This window comes from Mesorhizobium norvegicum, from assembly GCF_004919685.1.
Classification (GTDB): Bacteria; Pseudomonadota; Alphaproteobacteria; order Rhizobiales; family Rhizobiaceae; genus Mesorhizobium; species Mesorhizobium norvegicum.
This window is the reverse complement of record NZ_SMYZ01000003.1, coordinates 114,579-129,648: the sequence shown is the minus strand read 5'-3', so window position 1 is coordinate 129,648 and position 15,070 is coordinate 114,579. Positions and strand designations below refer to the sequence as shown.

The window sequence follows — 15,070 nt, the reverse complement described above, 5'->3', positions numbered from 1 at the left end:
TTCTTGCAGAAATTTTTCAGTGAAAGCCGGCAAAACCGGCTCGCAATCTTGTTCTTGATCCGCGATAATCTAGTGATTCGGTAGCGATGAGAGAAAAATGTCGCTGAACCATGAGGCCAACGGCGCCCGGCACATTAGTGCAGACGGTAGCGCTGTTGTCCAAAAGGGCGACAACGATCCGTTTGAGGAACTGCTCCGAAGCATTCGAGCCGCCACGCATCAGGCTTCGCCTCTCTTCGAAGATGAGCTCACCAGATTGGCCCAGCCAGACACGCCGGCTCCCCTTGGTTCGACCGAGACCGGCTCAAGTCGGACCCAGACCAGGCGCGGTTCCTCCCCCTTGTCCAGCCATCCGTTGAGTCTGCATACCGGCGACGACTTGGCCGCTCATCTGAAAGGCGTGGCGGAAGGGCTGGAATTGTCGCGTCATGCATGGTCCTTCGTGCAGGACTATTTCGCCAGGCTCGATGCGCAAACGCGCCATGCCGACGCTCTCGATACCGAGAAATGGAATTTGCAAGAGGAGGTAGCGAAGCTCGAACGCTTGCACGATCGCGGCTCGAAAGAGCTTGAGCGAAAATCGCGCGAGCTATCGATCGCGAGCGCGACCATCGCCGACCTGCAGGTCGAACTCGACAGAGCCCGGCAGGTCATTGCGCGGGCCGACAGGCACGCCGACCAGCGCGCAACGCGGTTCCTCGAGGCGAATGTCGAGGTCGAGCGTCTGGGACGGAACCTGGCGCGGATCTCGGAGCAGCTTCGCAATGAGATCATGGCCAGGCAAGCCGCCGAGCAGGCGCGTGAGGACGTTGCATCGCGGCTCGCCGGCTTGGAACGAGCCGCCATGCTGCTTCATTCCAAGGTCGCGGATTACAAACTCCTTAACGAGCAACTGACCGGCAAACTGTCACGGCAGATGGCGGTGCAGCAAGACCTGCAGGCGCGGCTGTCCACGGTCGAGCATGAGCGCGGCGTTCTCGACGATTGCGCCGCCGCCGCGCAGGAGCGGGCCGCGGGACTCGAAAGGGAGTTGCGCTCGCTCCAGCGCCGCGCCACCGCTCTGCTTGTCGATCAAGCCGTGGTCCGCGCAGCGCCGAGCCAATTCGGGCACCGTGCCGAGGACGTGGCCGGGCATTGGCACCCGGAAGCCGAGATCGCGAAGTTACGCGAGGAGCGCGACGCGGCGCGCAGGGACTGTGCCGCGATGAAGGTTCAACTCGCCGATCTCCGCTTGCGTGGCATGACCGACGAACGCGCGCATGCCCGTTGCCGCGATGAGAACCGCGAGCTTCACCACAGGCTGGAAACGCTAACACGCCAGGACCGGCACAGCGGATCGGCAGCGGATGACAGTGCCGATCTCGAACGGGCATTCGACGAATTGCTGGCAACCGGCGAGCTTAGCGCTGCCAATGACGGCGACTCCACTGTGACGCGCAAAGCGTCCTGATCGCGTTGCTGAGGCATATCGGCAGGCAGGTGGCCATGACGTCGAGCTGACGGACGTATTGGTGATCGGCGTGACGCCGCCCTCTCGTCTGCCAAGGCCCGAGTAGGTAAATGGTGCCCCTAGCCGGAATCGAACCAGCACTCCTTGCGGAACTCGATTTTGAGTCGAGCGCGTCTACCAATTCCGCCATAGGGGCTCAGGCCGGGCGGCCTGGATGGCGCGGGACTATACGGTTGGAGGCCTGTTCGTCAACTGGCCAATTGTTGCCGGCCCGGGATGCGACCAAACTGCGCCTTTCGATTTCGTGACGAGGCTGCCATTGTGCAGCGCGGAAAATCTTTCTAGACAGGCGGCGCATCAAGTGCTGCGCATCTGACTGGATGGATGGCGCGCGCTTTGGGTCTTTGTTTTGTCCCGAAACCGCTGCGCATTTTTGGGCGACATGCATTAGGAGTGCCGATGCTTCGCGGACTTTACGACTGGACCTTGTCGCTGGCAGCGCGCAAATCCGCCGAATGGTGGCTGGCCTTCATCGCTTTCGTCGAGAGCTCGGTGTTCCTGGTGCCGGCCGACGTGCTCTATCTGCCAATGGCGCTGTCGCGGCCGGATCGCGCCTACCGCTATGCGCTGATCGCCACCGTCGCCTCGGTGCTGGGCGGCATCGCCGGCTGGTTCATCGGCCACTACGCCTATGACGCGGTGGCGAGGCCGATCCTCGAATTCTACGGCAAGTACGACGAGTTCGAGAAACTGCGTGCGGGGGCGGGCGTCGGTTTCATCATCCTGATGCTGATCACCTCGGGCGCTGCCCATCTGCCACCGATCAAGGTGGTGACGATCCTGTCCGGCGTCATCGGCGTCAATCTGGCGCTGTTCATCGTGCTGGCGATCGTGGCGCGCGGCGCCCGCTTCCTGCTGCTGGCCTGGCTGCTGCGCCGTTATGGCGAACCGATCCGCGAATTCATCGAAAAGCGCCTTGGCCTGATCGCCGGCGGCGGCGCGGCTGCCCTGATTTTGCTCTATATAACAGCCAAATACGCGCTCTGATCCATGTCGCCCAAAAGTGCCCTGCGGTTTTGGGACAACGACATGGATAAAAGGCGGGCGGCGAACTCAACGGACGAAAAAACATGACAGCGACCATGAATGCCGACACCGGACGCCAGCGGACGCGCACGGCCCTGTTCCTCGCCGTCGCCATGGCCGCCACCGTCGGCTCGGCGCTCGGCTTCCAGTATCTCGGCGGCTACATCCCTTGCCACCTCTGCCTGGAACAGCGCACGCCCTACTATATCGGCGTGCCGCTGATGGTGCTGGCGGTGATTGCATCGATGCTGCATGCGCCGGCCTGGCTGACGCGCGGCCTGCTGGCTGTCGGCGGCCTGCTGATGCTCTACGGCTTCTATCTCGGCGTCTACCACTCCGGCGTCGAATGGCAGTGGTGGGCCGGCCCGACCGATTGCACCGCGGGCGCCGGACCGGTCGACACCGGCGGCAAGGGCGTGCTCGACGCGCTCGACAAATTCGTGCCGCCGTCCTGCGACAAGGCGGCTTTGCGCATCCTCGGCCTGTCGCTGGCCGGCTGGAACGCCATCGCCAGCCTGGTCCTGGCCGCCGTCGCCTTCCGCGGCGCCCTCACCCGCGACTAAGCCACCAAAACTGAGCCGACGCGAGATCGTTCAAGAATTCGGCAGGCTGAGTCGTATGGAGTGATTGTCGAGAACCGAAGCGGAGCGGACATTTGGTCCGTGAGCATCGGAAGCGCAGACAATCGCTCCAGACGGCCAGCCTCCCGAATTCTCGGACGATCTCAGGGTTCGAGTTCGACATCCCAGTACAGATAATCCATCCAGCTCTCATGCAGATGGTTGGGCGGAAACAGGCGACCATTGTTGTGCAGATCGTGCACTGTCGGCTGGAAAGGCTTCTGCAGCGGCCACATCTTGGCATGCGCCGGCATCATGCCGCCCTTCCTGAGGTTGCAGGGCGAGCAGGCGGCAACGACGTTCTCCCATGTCGTCGCACCGCCACGGTGGCGGGGAATGACGTGATCGAAGGTCAGATCCTCCGGCGTGCCGCAATACTGGCACTGGAAGCGGTCGCGCAGGAAGACGTTGAAGCGGGTGAAGGCCGGATGCCTGGACGGCTTCACATAGGCCTTCAGGCTGACCACGCTCGGCAGCTTCATCGAGAAGGTCGGCGAGGAGACGGCGTGCTCGTATTCGGCGACGATGTTCACCCGGTCGAGGAACACCGCCTTGATGGCATCCTGCCACGACCAGAGCGACAGGGGGTAATAGCTGAGCGGACGGTAATCCGCATTCAGCACCAGTGCTGGAAGCCCATCCGGAGATACGGCGACCGTCACGTGTTTACCTCCTTGGTTCTAGACCCGAACGGCGCGGATACTGTAAGCCCGACATGACAGGGATGTGAAGCGGATTGTCGCGCCGCTGAAGCGCCAAAAATACATGGTTTTTATGCTTTTTTGCGGATTCAGGCCGGAGGCGCGGCGTCCCGCCCTCTGGTTTCGCGATAATAGGACCAGAAAAGCCGTGATGCGACACCTCGCCACGGGCTCCATGATTCGGCCAATGCGATCAGAGTTTTCTCCGGCGGACGCGGCTCGATGCCGAGCGCATGGCCGACCGCCGTTTGTAGCGCGACATCACGCGCGGGGAAGATGTCGGGGTGCCCGGCGGCAAACAACAGGTACACTTCCGCCGTCCACGGGCCGATGCCGGACACCGCCGTCATCGTCGTGATCGCCTCCTGGGCATCGAGCGAACACAGGTGATGCAAGTCGAGGCCGTCGACCACGGCCTGGGCAACAGCGATCAGCCCGCGCTGCTTCGGCCGCGACAGGCCGGCCTCGCGAAACATGTCCTCGCCGGCGGCAAGGATCGCCTGCGGCGTCAGCGGATCGACGAGCTTGGTCAGCCGGCCGAAGATGGCATCGGCGCTGGCGCGGGACACTTGCTGTGAGACGACGATCGACGCCAGGCTTCGAAACCCCGGCTCGGACAGCCGCAGCGGCACCTCGCCGGCCATGCCGCGTACCTTTTCCAGGCGCGGGTCGATCACGCAAAGCGCATCGAGCCCTCGGGCAATGTCGTCTGATGTCACGATACGCTGCATGCTTTCTTGTTCCTTGACCGTCGACAAGGTAGCAATTGGCGAAGCGCCGCAAAACATGATTGCCGCCTCAGAGATGACACTCCTGACATTCCGCTTCGCCCCCAGCCCCAACGGCGACCTGCATCTCGGCCACGCCTATTCGGCGCTGCTCAACCGGAAGCTGGCGACACAGGCAGACGGCCGCCTGCTGCTGCGCATCGAGGATATCGACACGACGCGCTGCACGCCGCAATTCGAGGCCGGCGTGCTTGCCGACCTGAAATGGCTGGGGCTTGGCTGGGAAGAGCCGGTGCGCCGCCAGTCCGAGCATTTCGCAGAATACCAGGCGGTGCTCGAGCGGCTGATCGATGAGGAACTCGTCTATCCCGCCTTCATGAGCCGAGGCGAGATCCGCGCTTTCATCACTGACAGCGAAGGGCGCGGGCGCGACTGGCCGCGCGATCCCGACTGCGTGCCGCTCTATCCCGCCGCCGACAAGGCGCTGCCGGCCAAGGAACGCCAGCGGCGGATCGCCGAGAATACGCCCTTCGCCTGGCGGCTGGATGTCGATGCCGCCATGGCGCGTGTCGGCAAGGACCTTTCATGGACCGAATTCGTCGATGAGAGCCTTTCCGCGACCCGATCGGTCGAAGCCCGTCCACGGGACTGGGGCGACGTGATCGTCGCACGCCGCGACATCCCGACCAGCTACCACCTCGCGGTCGTCATGGACGATGCCCTGCAAGGCGTCAGCCATGTCGTGCGCGGGCAGGATCTGTTTTCCGCCACCGGCGTCCAGCGCCTGCTGCAGCAACTCCTGGGGCTGCCGCAACCGGCCTATTTCCATCATCGTCTCATCCTCGGGCCCGACGGACGAAAGCTGTCCAAGAGCCTCGGCGACACCGGCCTTGCCGCCTTGCGCAATGCCGGCGCATCACCCGATGACGTCAGGCAACTGGTCGGGCTTTGAACCCGGCGCGGCTAAGGTAACGCGTGTCGAACTTGGCGCCCGTTGAATTCCGATGATGTATGGATCAATGGTTTCGCTTTGCACGCCGGGTTGAAGCGCATTAGAGCAGCGCCACGGTCAACTCCCTCCAGCGCGGCGGTCTGCGGAACATGCACAGCATCAAGCGGTTCATTCCCGCCACCTTCGTCGTCTTGTGGGCAACCGGCTTCATCGGCGCGCGCTACGCCATGCCGTGGGCAGAGCCGTTCACCTTCCTCGCCGCACGGTTCGTCATCGCCGCCATCCTGCTGGCTGTCCTGATGCTTGTGCTGGGTTCGAAAAGAGCCACCCGCGAGGAAGCGCTGCATGCCACCGGCGCCGGCATCCTTATGCACGGCGTCTATCTCGGCGCCGTCTTCTGGGCCATCCACAGGGGCATGCCGGCCGGCTTTTCGGCCCTGATCGTTGGCCTGCAGCCGCTGATCACGGCGGTGCTAGCCGGCAAGTTTCTCGGCGAGGCGATCCTGCCGCGTCACTGGCTTGGTCTTGGCATCGGCCTCATCGGCATCGTCATCGTGCTGTGGCCTAAGCTCGGCGCGCTCGGCGGCGGCGTGACCGCGGCGACGCTGACCGCCTCGCTGGTCTCGGTGCTCGGCATGAGCGCCGGCACCATCTGGCAGAAGCGCTTCGCATCCGGCGGCGACCTCGTCGCGGCAACGATGTGGCAATATGTCGGCGGCGGGGCTTTGATGATGCTGGCGGCGCTGGCCTTCGAGACGCACAAAGTCGTCATCAACGGCGAACTGATCTTCGCCATGGCCTGGTTGGTGCTGGTGCTGTCGCTCGGCGCCATCTTCCTTTTGATGGTGATGATCCGCGACGGCGAGATGTCGAAAGTGGCCTCGCTGTTCTACCTGGTGCCTGCGGTGACGGCCCTCATCGCCTGGGCCTTGTTCGACGAGCAGCTCAACGCGCTGCAGATCGTCGGCATGGCCATCACGACATTCGGCGTTGGCCTGGCCACCGCTCGGCCGAACAAGGGAGGAATTGTAGAACTGAGGAACTGAGGAACTGAGGAACTGAGGAACTGAGGAACCCAAGCGACAGCCATTCTTCAATTCTTCAATTCCCTATCCGCCCAGCATCGACTCATCCGACCCGGGCGCGTGCCTCCAGATAGCGGCTGATCGCGGCATTGAGTTCGCCGCCGAGGATGAAGATCGCCGAGACCATGTAGAGGAAGACCACGGCGATCATGATCGAGGCAAGGCCGGCATAGGTCGTCACATAGGACGAGAAGTGGTCGAGATAGGTGGCGAAGATGGTCGAACCGATGAGCCATGCCGCCAGCGTGAAGATGATGCCCGGCACCAGCGAGACGAAGCGGCGCTTGCCTGCCGGTAGCCAGAAATGGACGGCGAACAATCCGCCGACAATGACCGCCGAGGCGATGACATAACGCCACAGCGTGATCGTGCCCATATAGGGCTTGATCCAGTCGATATGGGCTTCGGCGAGCCGCGCCAGCAGCGGCGCGAACACAAGGAGCACGCTGATCGCCAGGAAACCGGCCGTCGCGATGAGAACAAAGATGATGCTCTGCACCCGGCGGTAGATGATGCCGCGCGTTTCCGAGACGCGATAGGCGCGGTTGAGCGATGTGCGCAGCGCCTCGATGCCGTTCGAGGCAAAATAAGCCGCAAGCACCACGCCGTAGGTCAAAAGGTCGGTGCGCCTGACGGTCAGCACATTGAGCACTTCGCGCGCGATCGGCTTGGCGATCTGTTCGGGCCAGGTGTCGAAGACCAGGTGCACGGCCGTGTCGGAGAACGCCTGCGCGCCGAGGAAGCTCGCCAGCGTCGTGGCAAAGATCAGGAACGGGAACAGCGCCATCAGCGATGTGATCGCCAGATGGCTGGCCATCGCCCAGCCGTCATCGGTGTTGAAATGGCCAAGCGCATCGTAGAGAACCCGCTTGATGGCTACGATCTTCCGCATCAAGAACCGCGCCCTCCAATTGTCTCCACGCCGGGAATATGGGAAGGGATTGCGGCAAATGGCAACCCTTGGCGAAACCACGACCAGTCCGGCGCAGGAATTGCGCTCGATCATCGTCACCGGCGCATCTTCTGGGATAGGCTCGTACTGCGCCCGTGCGTTGAAGGCGGAAGGCTGGCGGGTGTTCGCGACGGCGCGCAAGCCACAGGACATCGCCGCGCTCGAAGCCGACGGTATCGAGGCTTTCTATCTCGATTATTGCGAACCGGACTCCATCGCCGCGCTGGTGGCGGCGGTGCTCGACCGCACCGGCGGCCGGCTCGACGCCCTGTTCAACAATGGCGCCTATGCGCAGCCCGGCGCCGTCGAGGATCTGCCCGTTGCAGCGCTCAAGGAGCAGTTCGAGGCAAATTTCTTCGGCTGGCATGACCTGACCCGCCGGCTGGTGCCGGTGATGCGCCGCCAGGGTCACGGCCGCATGGTCCACTGCTCGTCGATCCTCGGCCTGACGCCGGTGCGTTTTCGCGGCGCCTATTCGGCGTCGAAGCACGCCTTGGAGGCCCTGATGCTCTGCCAGCGCCAGGAACTGGCCGGCAGCGGCGTCCATGTTTCGCTGATCGAGCCAGGGCCGGTGAAGTCAAAGATCGCCAGCAATGGTCTCACCTGGTTTCTCAGGAATATCGACCACGAAAATTCCGTGCACCGCGTGGACTATGCGGCGCAACTCGAGCGGCTGCGGGCCGGCGGCAGCCAATCGGCCTTGAAGCCGGGGCCGGAAGTGGTTCACGCGGCGCTCCGCCATGCACTTCTGTCGCGGCGCCCGCGCCCCCACTATGTGGTAACAGTGCCGGCCAGGATCGGTGCGGTCCTCAAACGCATCCTGCCCGCATCAATGCTCTATCGCATCCTTGCCAAACGCGCCTGAACCAATTGAACTGGGAACACACCATGGCAACCGCCTTCAACATTCTCGCCATTCTGGTCATGGTCGCCGTTGTGATCGTGCTTGTTCGCGGCCTCATCAACATGATGCGCGGCGGCTCGGGCGTCACCTCGAACAAGCTGATGCAGGCGCGCGTCATGCTGCAGGCCGTGGCGCTGGTGCTGATCCTGCTGGCGGTGTATTTCACCCGCAAGTGAGGATATCGGCGGTCGGGAGGCGAAATGGTCAAGCTCAACAAGATCTACACCCGCACCGGCGATGATGGCACCACGGGGCTCGGCACCGGCGAACGGCGGCTGAAATCCGACCTGCGGGTGGACGCCTACGGCACGGTCGACGAGGCCAATGCCTGCATCGGCATCGCCCGGGTCCACACGGCCGCGACCCACCCGGCGATCGACGCCATGCTTTCCCGCATCCAGAACGATCTATTCGACCTCGGCGCCGATCTTGCCGTGCCCGACGACGGCAAGCCGCTCGGCTATGAGCCGCTACGCATCATCGCCGTACAGACCGACCGGGTCGAGAAAGACATCGACCTCATCAACAAGGAGCTTCAGCCGCTCAAATCCTTCGTGCTCAATGGCGGCTCGCCGGCAGCGGCGGCACTTCACCTTGCCCGCACCGTGGCGCGGCGAGCCGAACGGCTGATGGTGGCACTGGCCCAGGACCCGCACGAACACGTCAACCGCGACGGACTGAAATACATCAACCGCGTCTCGGATTTCCTGTTTGTCGCCGCCCGGGCGGTCAATGACAACGGAAACGCCGACGTGCTATGGGTTCCCGGCAAGAACCGCTGATTGTCGAAAGCGGAAGAGGGCCTGGGGCATGTTCATCCCGCTTTACGACACCAACAGGCTGCGGCACATCCGCCTGCAATATGTGACGATCGGGCTGATCGTGGTCAACGCCCTGGTCTACCTCGCCACCGCGCTCGGCGGCGAGAATTTCTCCAATGCCGCCGTGCTTGGTCTCGGCTTCATCCCGTCGGTCGTCCATGACACCGCCGAGCTTGATCCCCGTTTTGTCGTCATCCCGGAAAGCCTGAGCTACCTCACCTATTCCTTCCTGCATGCCGACATCTTCCACCTGGGCGGCAACATGCTGTTCCTGTGGGTGTTCGGCGACAATGTCGAGGACGCCCTCGGCCACATCCGCTACTTCATTTTCTACCTGTTGTGCGCGATCGCCGGAGCCGCCTTCCAGGGCCTCGTCGCATGGGATTCGCAGGTGCCGCTGATTGGCGCGTCCGGCGCCATCGCCGGCGTGGTCGTCGCCTATCTGATCCTTTATCCCAGGGTGAAGGTCTGGGTGCTGGCCTTTGCCCGTATCCCGCTGCGCATCCCCGCCTTCATCCCGCTCATCCTGTGGGTGCTGTTCCAGGTGGTGATGTTTGCCGCCGGCGGCGAGGACCAGATTTCCTGGGCTTGCCACATCGGCGGCATCATCGCCGGCGCCGTGCTGGTGCTTGTCTTGCGCAGCCGCGGCGTGCCGCTGTTTGCCGGCGCTGACGAGGATGCCGCGGTCGCCGCTCCCAACCAGCCGCAGCAGGCCACTGCTGAGCCAATGGCGCCTGAGCCACCCGCCGCGACGCCGCGTTGGGGGCGCGGAAACGCTTCAAGTTCGGACTGAACCGATTTGAGCGGCTTGCAGCGTATTGACGTGCAGGGTTGCCGCAACTACGGAAACGTCTCCGCTGCGGCTTAAGGCGGTCAAAGACCAGAATTTCCATTCGGCCCGAATTTCCACCCGGAATGTCGGCTTTCGACAACTCAGAAAGGGCGCAGGCTGTTATAGCGCGCCCAACTAGCGTGAAGAGGTGACAGGCAAATGAAGATCCTTGTGCCCGTGAAGCGGGTTGTGGATGCGAACGTCAAGGTTCGCGTGAAGGCTGATGGTTCGGCGGTGGAACTCGCCAACGTCAAGATGGCGATGAACCCGTTCGATGAAATCGCGGTCGAAGAAGCAATCCGGCTGAAGGAGGCCGGCAAGGCGGAAGAAATCATCGTCGTCTCGATCGGCCCGCAGCAGGCTCAGGAAACCCTGCGCACCGCGCTCGCCATGGGTGCCGACCGCGCCATCCTGGTCAAGACCGACGAACAGACCGAGCCGCTCGGCGTCGCCAAGGTGCTGAAGGGTGTCGTCGACGCCGAGCAGCCCGGCCTCGTCATCCTCGGCAAGCAGGCGATCGACGACGACAGCAACCAGACCGGCCAGATGCTGGCAGCACTGCTGGGTTGGGCGCAGGGCACCTTCGCCTCCAAGGTTGTGATCGCCGGCGACAAGGCCAAGGTGACGCGCGAAGTCGACGGCGGCCTGCAGACGGTGGAACTGAAGATGCCAGCGATCGTCACCGCCGACCTTCGCCTCAACCAGCCACGCTATGCCTCCTTGCCCAACATCATGAAGGCCAAGAAGAAGCCGCTCGACGAGAAGAGCCCGGCCGACTACGGCGCCGACGTCAAGCCGCGGCTGAAGGTGATCAAGACCGAGGAGCCGAGTGGCCGCAAGGCAGGCGTCAAGGTCAAGAGCGTCGCCGAACTGGTCGACAAGCTCAAGAACGAAGCCGGCGTGTTGTAAGCGATCGGGAAAGGAACAAGAAAATGGCTATTCTCCTCATCGCAGAGCACGACAACGCAACGCTTTCCGACCAGACCGCCAAGGCGCTGTCGGCGGCGCTGCAGATCGGCTCGGACGTGCATGTGCTGGTTGCCGGCAAAGGCGCCAAGCCGGCAGCGGATGCCGCCGCCAAGCTGAAGGGCGTGAGCAAGGTGCTGCTGGCCGAGGCCGATGAACTCGCCGAGCGCCTCGCCGAACCGACGGCAGCACTGGTCGTGTCGCTGGCGGGCGCTTACGACACCATCATCGCGCCGGCGACCTCGTCGGGCAAGAACGTCGCGCCGCGCGTGGCAGCGCTCCTCGATGTCGCGCAGGTGTCCGAGATCATCGAAGTGGTATCGCCCGATACCTTCAAGCGGCCGATCTATGCCGGCAATGCCATCCAGACGGTGCAGTCGACCGACGCCAAGAAGGTGATCACCGTGCGCACCGCCTCCTTCCAGGCAGCGCCCGAGGGTGGCTCGGCGGCCGTCGAGACCGTCAAGGCGGCAGCCAATCCCGGCCTCTCCACCTTCGTCGAGAACAAGCTCTCGGAGACCGACCGTCCGGAACTGACCTCGGCCAAGATCATCATCTCGGGTGGCCGCGCGCTGGGTTCGGCGGAGAAGTTCCAGGAGGTCATCCTGCCGGTTGCCGACAAGCTCGGTGCCGCCGTCGGCGCCTCCCGCGCCGCCGTCGATGCCGGCTATGCGCCGAACGACTGGCAGGTCGGCCAGACCGGCAAGGTCGTGGCGCCCGATCTCTACATCGCGGTGGGCATCTCCGGCGCCATCCAGCACCTCGCCGGCATGAAGGATTCGAAGGTCATCGTCGCCATCAACAAGGATGAGGAGGCGCCGATTTTCCAGGTTGCCGACTATGGCCTCGTCGGCGATCTCTTCGTCATTCTGCCGGAGCTGCAAAAGGCGCTTTGACGCTTTCTGCCAAAGCGTATTAAATAGTGAGGGGTGGGGTAGACGAAGTCGCCCCGCCCTTTTAGTTTGCACCGCACAAAAAGCAGGCCGCAAAGGCCTTTTGACGGGATCGGTGTAATGAGCAAGATCGAGACGATCGGCATCATCGGCGCGGGCCAGATGGGCGGCGGCATCGCCCATGTCTCCGCGCTTTCGGGCTACAAGGTGCTGATCTACGATATATCGCCCGACCGTATCGAGAAGGGCATCGCCACCATCAGCGGCAACATGGCCCGCCAGGTGGGGTCCGGCAAGCTCGACGAAAAGGTGCGCAACGACGCGATGGGACGCATTTCGGCCGCCCCGGCGATGGCCGATCTTGCCGGCGCCGACCTGGTCATCGAGGCGGCGACCGAGGACGAGACGGTCAAGCGCAAGATCTACGCCCAGCTCTGTCCGCAGCTCAATCCCGAAGCCATCCTGGCCACCAACACCTCGTCGATCTCGATCACGCGGCTTGCCGCGCAGACCGACCGGCCGGAACGGTTCATCGGCATACATTTCATGAACCCGGTGCCGCTGATGAAGCTGGTCGAGCTGGTGCGCGGCATCGCCACCGAGGACCAGACCTTCGAGGCAGCCAAGACCTATGTGAAGCAGCTCGACAAGACGATCACGGTCTCGGAGGATTTTCCGGCCTTCATCGTCAACCGCATCCTGCTGCCGATGATCAACGAGGCGATCTACACGCTCTATGAGGGCGTCGGCTCGGTCGATGCCATCGACACCGCCATGCGGCTCGGCGCCAACCATCCGATGGGGCCGCTGCAGTTGGCTGACTTCATCGGGCTCGATACCTGCCTGTCGATCATGCAGGTGCTGCATGACGGCCTGTCGGACTCGAAGTACCGCCCTTGCCCGCTGCTGGTGAAATATGTCGAGGCCGGCTGGCTCGGCCGCAAGACCGGGCGTGGTTTTTACGATTATCGCGGCGAGCATCCCGTACCCACGCGCTGATCAGGTCCGGACGTTGATCGAGCAGATCAGGATGCAGCGGCCAACGGTGGCTCTGTCCTGTCGCCTGTGATCTCGCCGTCAGGCGCCACGCAAACGCAGCCACGGCCGGCCGCCTTGGCCGCATAGCAGGCCGCATCGGCCCTGGCGATGATCTCGTCGACCTCGCCGCAATTGGCGTTGATCGCAGCCAGCCCGATGCTGGCGCCGATCATGTGAGGACGGCCGTCCCAGGTGAAATCCAGGCTGCGTATCGCATCGATGATGGAGCGCGCCGCGATCTTGGCGCCGGCTGCCGAACCCGATTTCAGAACGACCGCGAATTCGTCGCCGCCCAGACGAGCAACGATGTCGTCTGGACCAAGCACGCCGCGAACCGCCTCGGCAACCCGCTTCAGCAGCGCGTCTCCCGCTGCGTGGCCGCCCGTATCGTTGACCAGCTTGAAATGGTCGAGGTCGATGAACATGAACTGATGTCCGCCGCCGCCTTTGCCCGACGTGCCGTCCTTGCGCGCCTGGTCGACCAGCTCCTCCATGGCGCGGATGAAGCTCGAGCGATTGGCAAGGCCGGTCAGCGCATCATGCGCGGCGGCGTGGGCGAGCTGGCGCTGCAGCGCGCGCGCATCGGTAAAGTCCTGGAAAACGATGACCAGCCCGCAGAATTCGTTGCGTTCGTTGATGATCGGCGACACGACCTGACGGATGCTGCAGCGCGTGTCGTCGCGCCGGATGAGAACGGCGCGGCTGTTCTGGTCTGCGGGCGCCTGGCCACCGATCGCCGGTCGGGTCACGCCGATCCGGTGCCCCGTCTCCTCGTCGACCGCCCAGTAGACATGGCCAAGCATCTTGCCGAGAGCCTCGCCACCGGCAACACCGGTCAGCTTCTCGGCGATCGGATTCATGAAGGTGACGCGGTTTGCGGCATCGGTGCAGATGACGGCATCGCCGATCGACTGGAGCGTCACCCTCAGCCGCTCCTTTTCATCGGCCAGCATTGCCGCCGACACGGTGAGGCGTGCTTCGGCCTCCTTGCGCCGGGTGATGTCGGTCAGGCTGCCGATGGCCCTGACCAGCCGTCCGTCCTCGTCACGCTCGATGGCCTTGCCGCGGTCGAGGATCCACATCCAGTGGCCATCCTTGTGGCGCATCCTGAACTCGGCTTCAAAGAACGGCGTCTTGCCCTCGAGATGGGCGCGATCCGCTTCGGCGACAGTCTCGCGATCGTCGGGATGGATCATCGTCAGCCAGCGGTCGGTGTCGCCATCGAGCTCGCCATCCGCATAGCCCAGCATTTTGACCCAGGTCGAGGAATAGGTCGTGCCGCCCTTGCGCATGTCGAGGTCCCAGACACCTTGGCCGGCGCCGGCCAGGGCGAAATTCCAACGCGTTTCCGCTTCGGCAATGCGTGCCTCGGCCTGCTTGCGCGCGTCGATGTTCTCGATTTGCGAGACAAGATAGAGCGGGCGGCCGCTGTTCTCTTCGCGAATGACCGAACCCGCAAGATGGGCCCAGACAGGGGTTCCGTCCTTCCTGAGATAACGCTTCTCGAAGTGGAAGGAATTGACCGTGCCCGCTTTAAGACCGTCCATCGTCTCCCGCCCGATCTGCAGATCGTCGGGATGCGTGATCTGGAAGAAGGTCAGCGCCTCGATCTCTTCGCTTGTGTAGCCAAGCATGGCGGCGAAGGCCGGATTGGTCTCGCGAATGCGCCCGTCGAGACCGACAACGACGATGCCGATCGCCGAATCCTCCATGGCGCGGCGGAAGCGCAGCTCGCTCTCGGCGATCTGCTGGCGATCCTCGCTGATCCGACGGATGGACAGGGCGGCGAGGAACAGCGCGCTAGCCGCCACCGCCACCGAGATCTGCAGGCAGAGTTTCAGCGCTTCGGTGCCGAGGCTCAGGCGCGATAGCAGGATCGAGGCCGCCACGACGCCCAGGCCGGCGACCAGCAACGCCAACCCTGCGTGTCCAAGAGATTTTCGGCCGATCAATCCTCGCCACATCACGATACGTGCCACCCCCGTGCGCAAACGCATGTTCTCGCATCAACCTTGACGGATCGATTTTAAGGAAAGGTTGCG

16 protein-coding genes and 1 tRNA gene are annotated in these 15,070 nt (G+C 63.5%); 12 read left to right on the top strand and 5 right to left on the bottom strand.

All coding sequences use genetic code 11. From position 1 onward, the window contains the following. Positions 1-97: 97 nt before the first annotated feature. The gene (locus FCU66_RS01800) at positions 98-1,450 is read left to right on the top strand and encodes a coiled-coil domain-containing protein (protein WP_136619764.1); all 1,353 of its coding nucleotides are present in this window, start codon (positions 98-100) and stop codon (positions 1,448-1,450) included. Positions 1,451-1,561: 111 nt separating this feature from the next. Here the strand turns inward: FCU66_RS01800 and FCU66_RS01795 are convergent. After that, a tRNA-Leu gene (locus FCU66_RS01795) sits at positions 1,562-1,646 on the bottom strand. Positions 1,647-1,909: 263 nt separating this feature from the next. Here FCU66_RS01795 and FCU66_RS01790 point away from each other — a divergent pair. Both FCU66_RS01790 and FCU66_RS01785 read left to right on the top strand, forming a co-directional pair. After that, a complete protein-coding gene (locus FCU66_RS01790) occupies positions 1,910-2,497 on the top strand; it encodes a YqaA family protein (RefSeq protein WP_136619763.1) in 588 nt (195 codons plus the stop codon). Positions 2,498-2,580: 83 nt separating this feature from the next. Next, on the top strand, positions 2,581-3,099 hold the full coding sequence (locus tag FCU66_RS01785; RefSeq protein WP_136619762.1) for a disulfide bond formation protein B: 519 nt from the start codon (positions 2,581-2,583) through the stop codon (positions 3,097-3,099). 161 nt (positions 3,100-3,260) lie between these two features. Here FCU66_RS01785 and FCU66_RS01780 read toward each other — a convergent pair whose 3' ends face one another. Further along, complete coding sequence (locus FCU66_RS01780; RefSeq protein WP_006328497.1) at positions 3,261-3,818, bottom strand: HNH endonuclease; 558 nt, start codon at positions 3,816-3,818, stop codon at positions 3,261-3,263. 128 nt (positions 3,819-3,946) lie between these two features. Beyond that, entirely contained in the window at positions 3,947-4,588 is a 642-nt protein-coding gene (locus FCU66_RS01775; protein ID WP_136619761.1) for a DNA-3-methyladenine glycosylase family protein, read from the bottom strand. Positions 4,589-4,661: 73 nt separating this feature from the next. Here FCU66_RS01775 and gluQRS point away from each other — a divergent pair, with 73 nt between their 5' ends. After that, positions 4,662-5,537 (top strand): tRNA glutamyl-Q(34) synthetase GluQRS, encoded by an 876-nt coding sequence (gene gluQRS, locus FCU66_RS01770; protein ID WP_136619799.1) that lies wholly within the window; start codon positions 4,662-4,664, stop codon positions 5,535-5,537. A 149-nt stretch (positions 5,538-5,686) separates the two neighbouring features. Beyond that, a complete protein-coding gene (locus FCU66_RS01765; RefSeq protein ID WP_136619760.1) occupies positions 5,687-6,583 on the top strand; it encodes a DMT family transporter in 897 nt (298 codons plus the stop codon). Positions 6,584-6,665: 82 nt separating this feature from the next. Here the strand turns inward: FCU66_RS01765 and FCU66_RS01760 are convergent, their stop codons facing one another. Continuing rightward, complete coding sequence (locus FCU66_RS01760; protein WP_181956522.1) at positions 6,666-7,514, bottom strand: YihY/virulence factor BrkB family protein; 849 nt, start codon at positions 7,512-7,514, stop codon at positions 6,666-6,668. Between the two features lie 58 nt (positions 7,515-7,572). Between FCU66_RS01760 and FCU66_RS01755 the strand changes: the two genes are divergently transcribed. From FCU66_RS01755 to FCU66_RS01725, 7 genes are all read left to right on the top strand, one after another. Continuing rightward, on the top strand, positions 7,573-8,439 hold the full coding sequence (locus FCU66_RS01755) for an SDR family oxidoreductase (RefSeq protein ID WP_136619758.1): 867 nt from the start codon (positions 7,573-7,575) through the stop codon (positions 8,437-8,439). A 23-nt stretch (positions 8,440-8,462) separates the two neighbouring features. Then, positions 8,463-8,654, top strand: coding sequence for a twin transmembrane helix small protein (locus tag FCU66_RS01750; RefSeq protein WP_136619757.1), 192 nt, complete (start codon positions 8,463-8,465; stop codon positions 8,652-8,654). 24 nt (positions 8,655-8,678) lie between these two features. Beyond that, entirely contained in the window at positions 8,679-9,260 is a 582-nt protein-coding gene (locus FCU66_RS01745; protein WP_136619756.1) for a cob(I)yrinic acid a,c-diamide adenosyltransferase, read from the top strand. 28 nt (positions 9,261-9,288) lie between these two features. Then, complete coding sequence (locus FCU66_RS01740) at positions 9,289-10,092, top strand: rhomboid family intramembrane serine protease (RefSeq protein WP_136619755.1); 804 nt, start codon at positions 9,289-9,291, stop codon at positions 10,090-10,092. A gap of 198 nt (positions 10,093-10,290) precedes the next feature. Continuing rightward, positions 10,291-11,040 (top strand): electron transfer flavoprotein subunit beta/FixA family protein, encoded by a 750-nt coding sequence (locus FCU66_RS01735; protein ID WP_136619754.1) that lies wholly within the window; start codon positions 10,291-10,293, stop codon positions 11,038-11,040. Between the two features lie 23 nt (positions 11,041-11,063). Continuing rightward, positions 11,064-11,993: an electron transfer flavoprotein subunit alpha/FixB family protein gene (locus FCU66_RS01730; protein ID WP_136619753.1), complete on the top strand. Its 930-nt coding sequence runs from the start codon at positions 11,064-11,066 to the stop codon at positions 11,991-11,993. A gap of 117 nt (positions 11,994-12,110) precedes the next feature. Then, positions 12,111-12,989 (top strand): 3-hydroxybutyryl-CoA dehydrogenase, encoded by an 879-nt coding sequence (locus FCU66_RS01725; RefSeq protein WP_013529423.1) that lies wholly within the window; start codon positions 12,111-12,113, stop codon positions 12,987-12,989. A gap of 26 nt (positions 12,990-13,015) precedes the next feature. On the opposite strand, the gene FCU66_RS01720 is transcribed toward FCU66_RS01725, so the two are convergent. Next, entirely contained in the window at positions 13,016-14,947 is a 1,932-nt protein-coding gene (locus FCU66_RS01720) for a PAS domain S-box protein (protein WP_246093721.1), read from the bottom strand. Positions 14,948-15,070: the final 123 nt, after the last annotated feature.

What these genes read in the sequence shown, in the direction of transcription:
- FCU66_RS01800 (WP_136619764.1), top strand. Translation starts at nt 98, where the DNA reads ATGTCGCTGAACCATGAGGCCAACGGCGCCCGGCACATTAGTGCAGAC.
- FCU66_RS01790 (WP_136619763.1), top strand. Translation starts at nt 1,910, where the DNA reads ATGCTTCGCGGACTTTACGACTGGACCTTGTCGCTGGCAGCGCGCAAA.
- FCU66_RS01785 (WP_136619762.1), top strand. Translation starts at nt 2,581, where the DNA reads ATGACAGCGACCATGAATGCCGACACCGGACGCCAGCGGACGCGCACG.
- FCU66_RS01775 (WP_136619761.1), bottom strand. Translation starts at nt 4,588, where the DNA reads ATGCAGCGTATCGTGACATCAGACGACATTGCCCGAGGGCTCGATGCG.
- gluQRS (WP_136619799.1), top strand. Translation starts at nt 4,662, where the DNA reads ATGACACTCCTGACATTCCGCTTCGCCCCCAGCCCCAACGGCGACCTG.
- FCU66_RS01765 (WP_136619760.1), top strand. Translation starts at nt 5,687, where the DNA reads ATGCACAGCATCAAGCGGTTCATTCCCGCCACCTTCGTCGTCTTGTGG.
- FCU66_RS01760 (WP_181956522.1), bottom strand. Translation starts at nt 7,514, where the DNA reads ATGCGGAAGATCGTAGCCATCAAGCGGGTTCTCTACGATGCGCTTGGC.
- FCU66_RS01755 (WP_136619758.1), top strand. Translation starts at nt 7,573, where the DNA reads ATGGCAACCCTTGGCGAAACCACGACCAGTCCGGCGCAGGAATTGCGC.
- FCU66_RS01750 (WP_136619757.1), top strand. Translation starts at nt 8,463, where the DNA reads ATGGCAACCGCCTTCAACATTCTCGCCATTCTGGTCATGGTCGCCGTT.
- FCU66_RS01745 (WP_136619756.1), top strand. Translation starts at nt 8,679, where the DNA reads ATGGTCAAGCTCAACAAGATCTACACCCGCACCGGCGATGATGGCACC.
- FCU66_RS01740 (WP_136619755.1), top strand. Translation starts at nt 9,289, where the DNA reads ATGTTCATCCCGCTTTACGACACCAACAGGCTGCGGCACATCCGCCTG.
- FCU66_RS01735 (WP_136619754.1), top strand. Translation starts at nt 10,291, where the DNA reads ATGAAGATCCTTGTGCCCGTGAAGCGGGTTGTGGATGCGAACGTCAAG.
- FCU66_RS01730 (WP_136619753.1), top strand. Translation starts at nt 11,064, where the DNA reads ATGGCTATTCTCCTCATCGCAGAGCACGACAACGCAACGCTTTCCGAC.
- FCU66_RS01725 (WP_013529423.1), top strand. Translation starts at nt 12,111, where the DNA reads ATGAGCAAGATCGAGACGATCGGCATCATCGGCGCGGGCCAGATGGGC.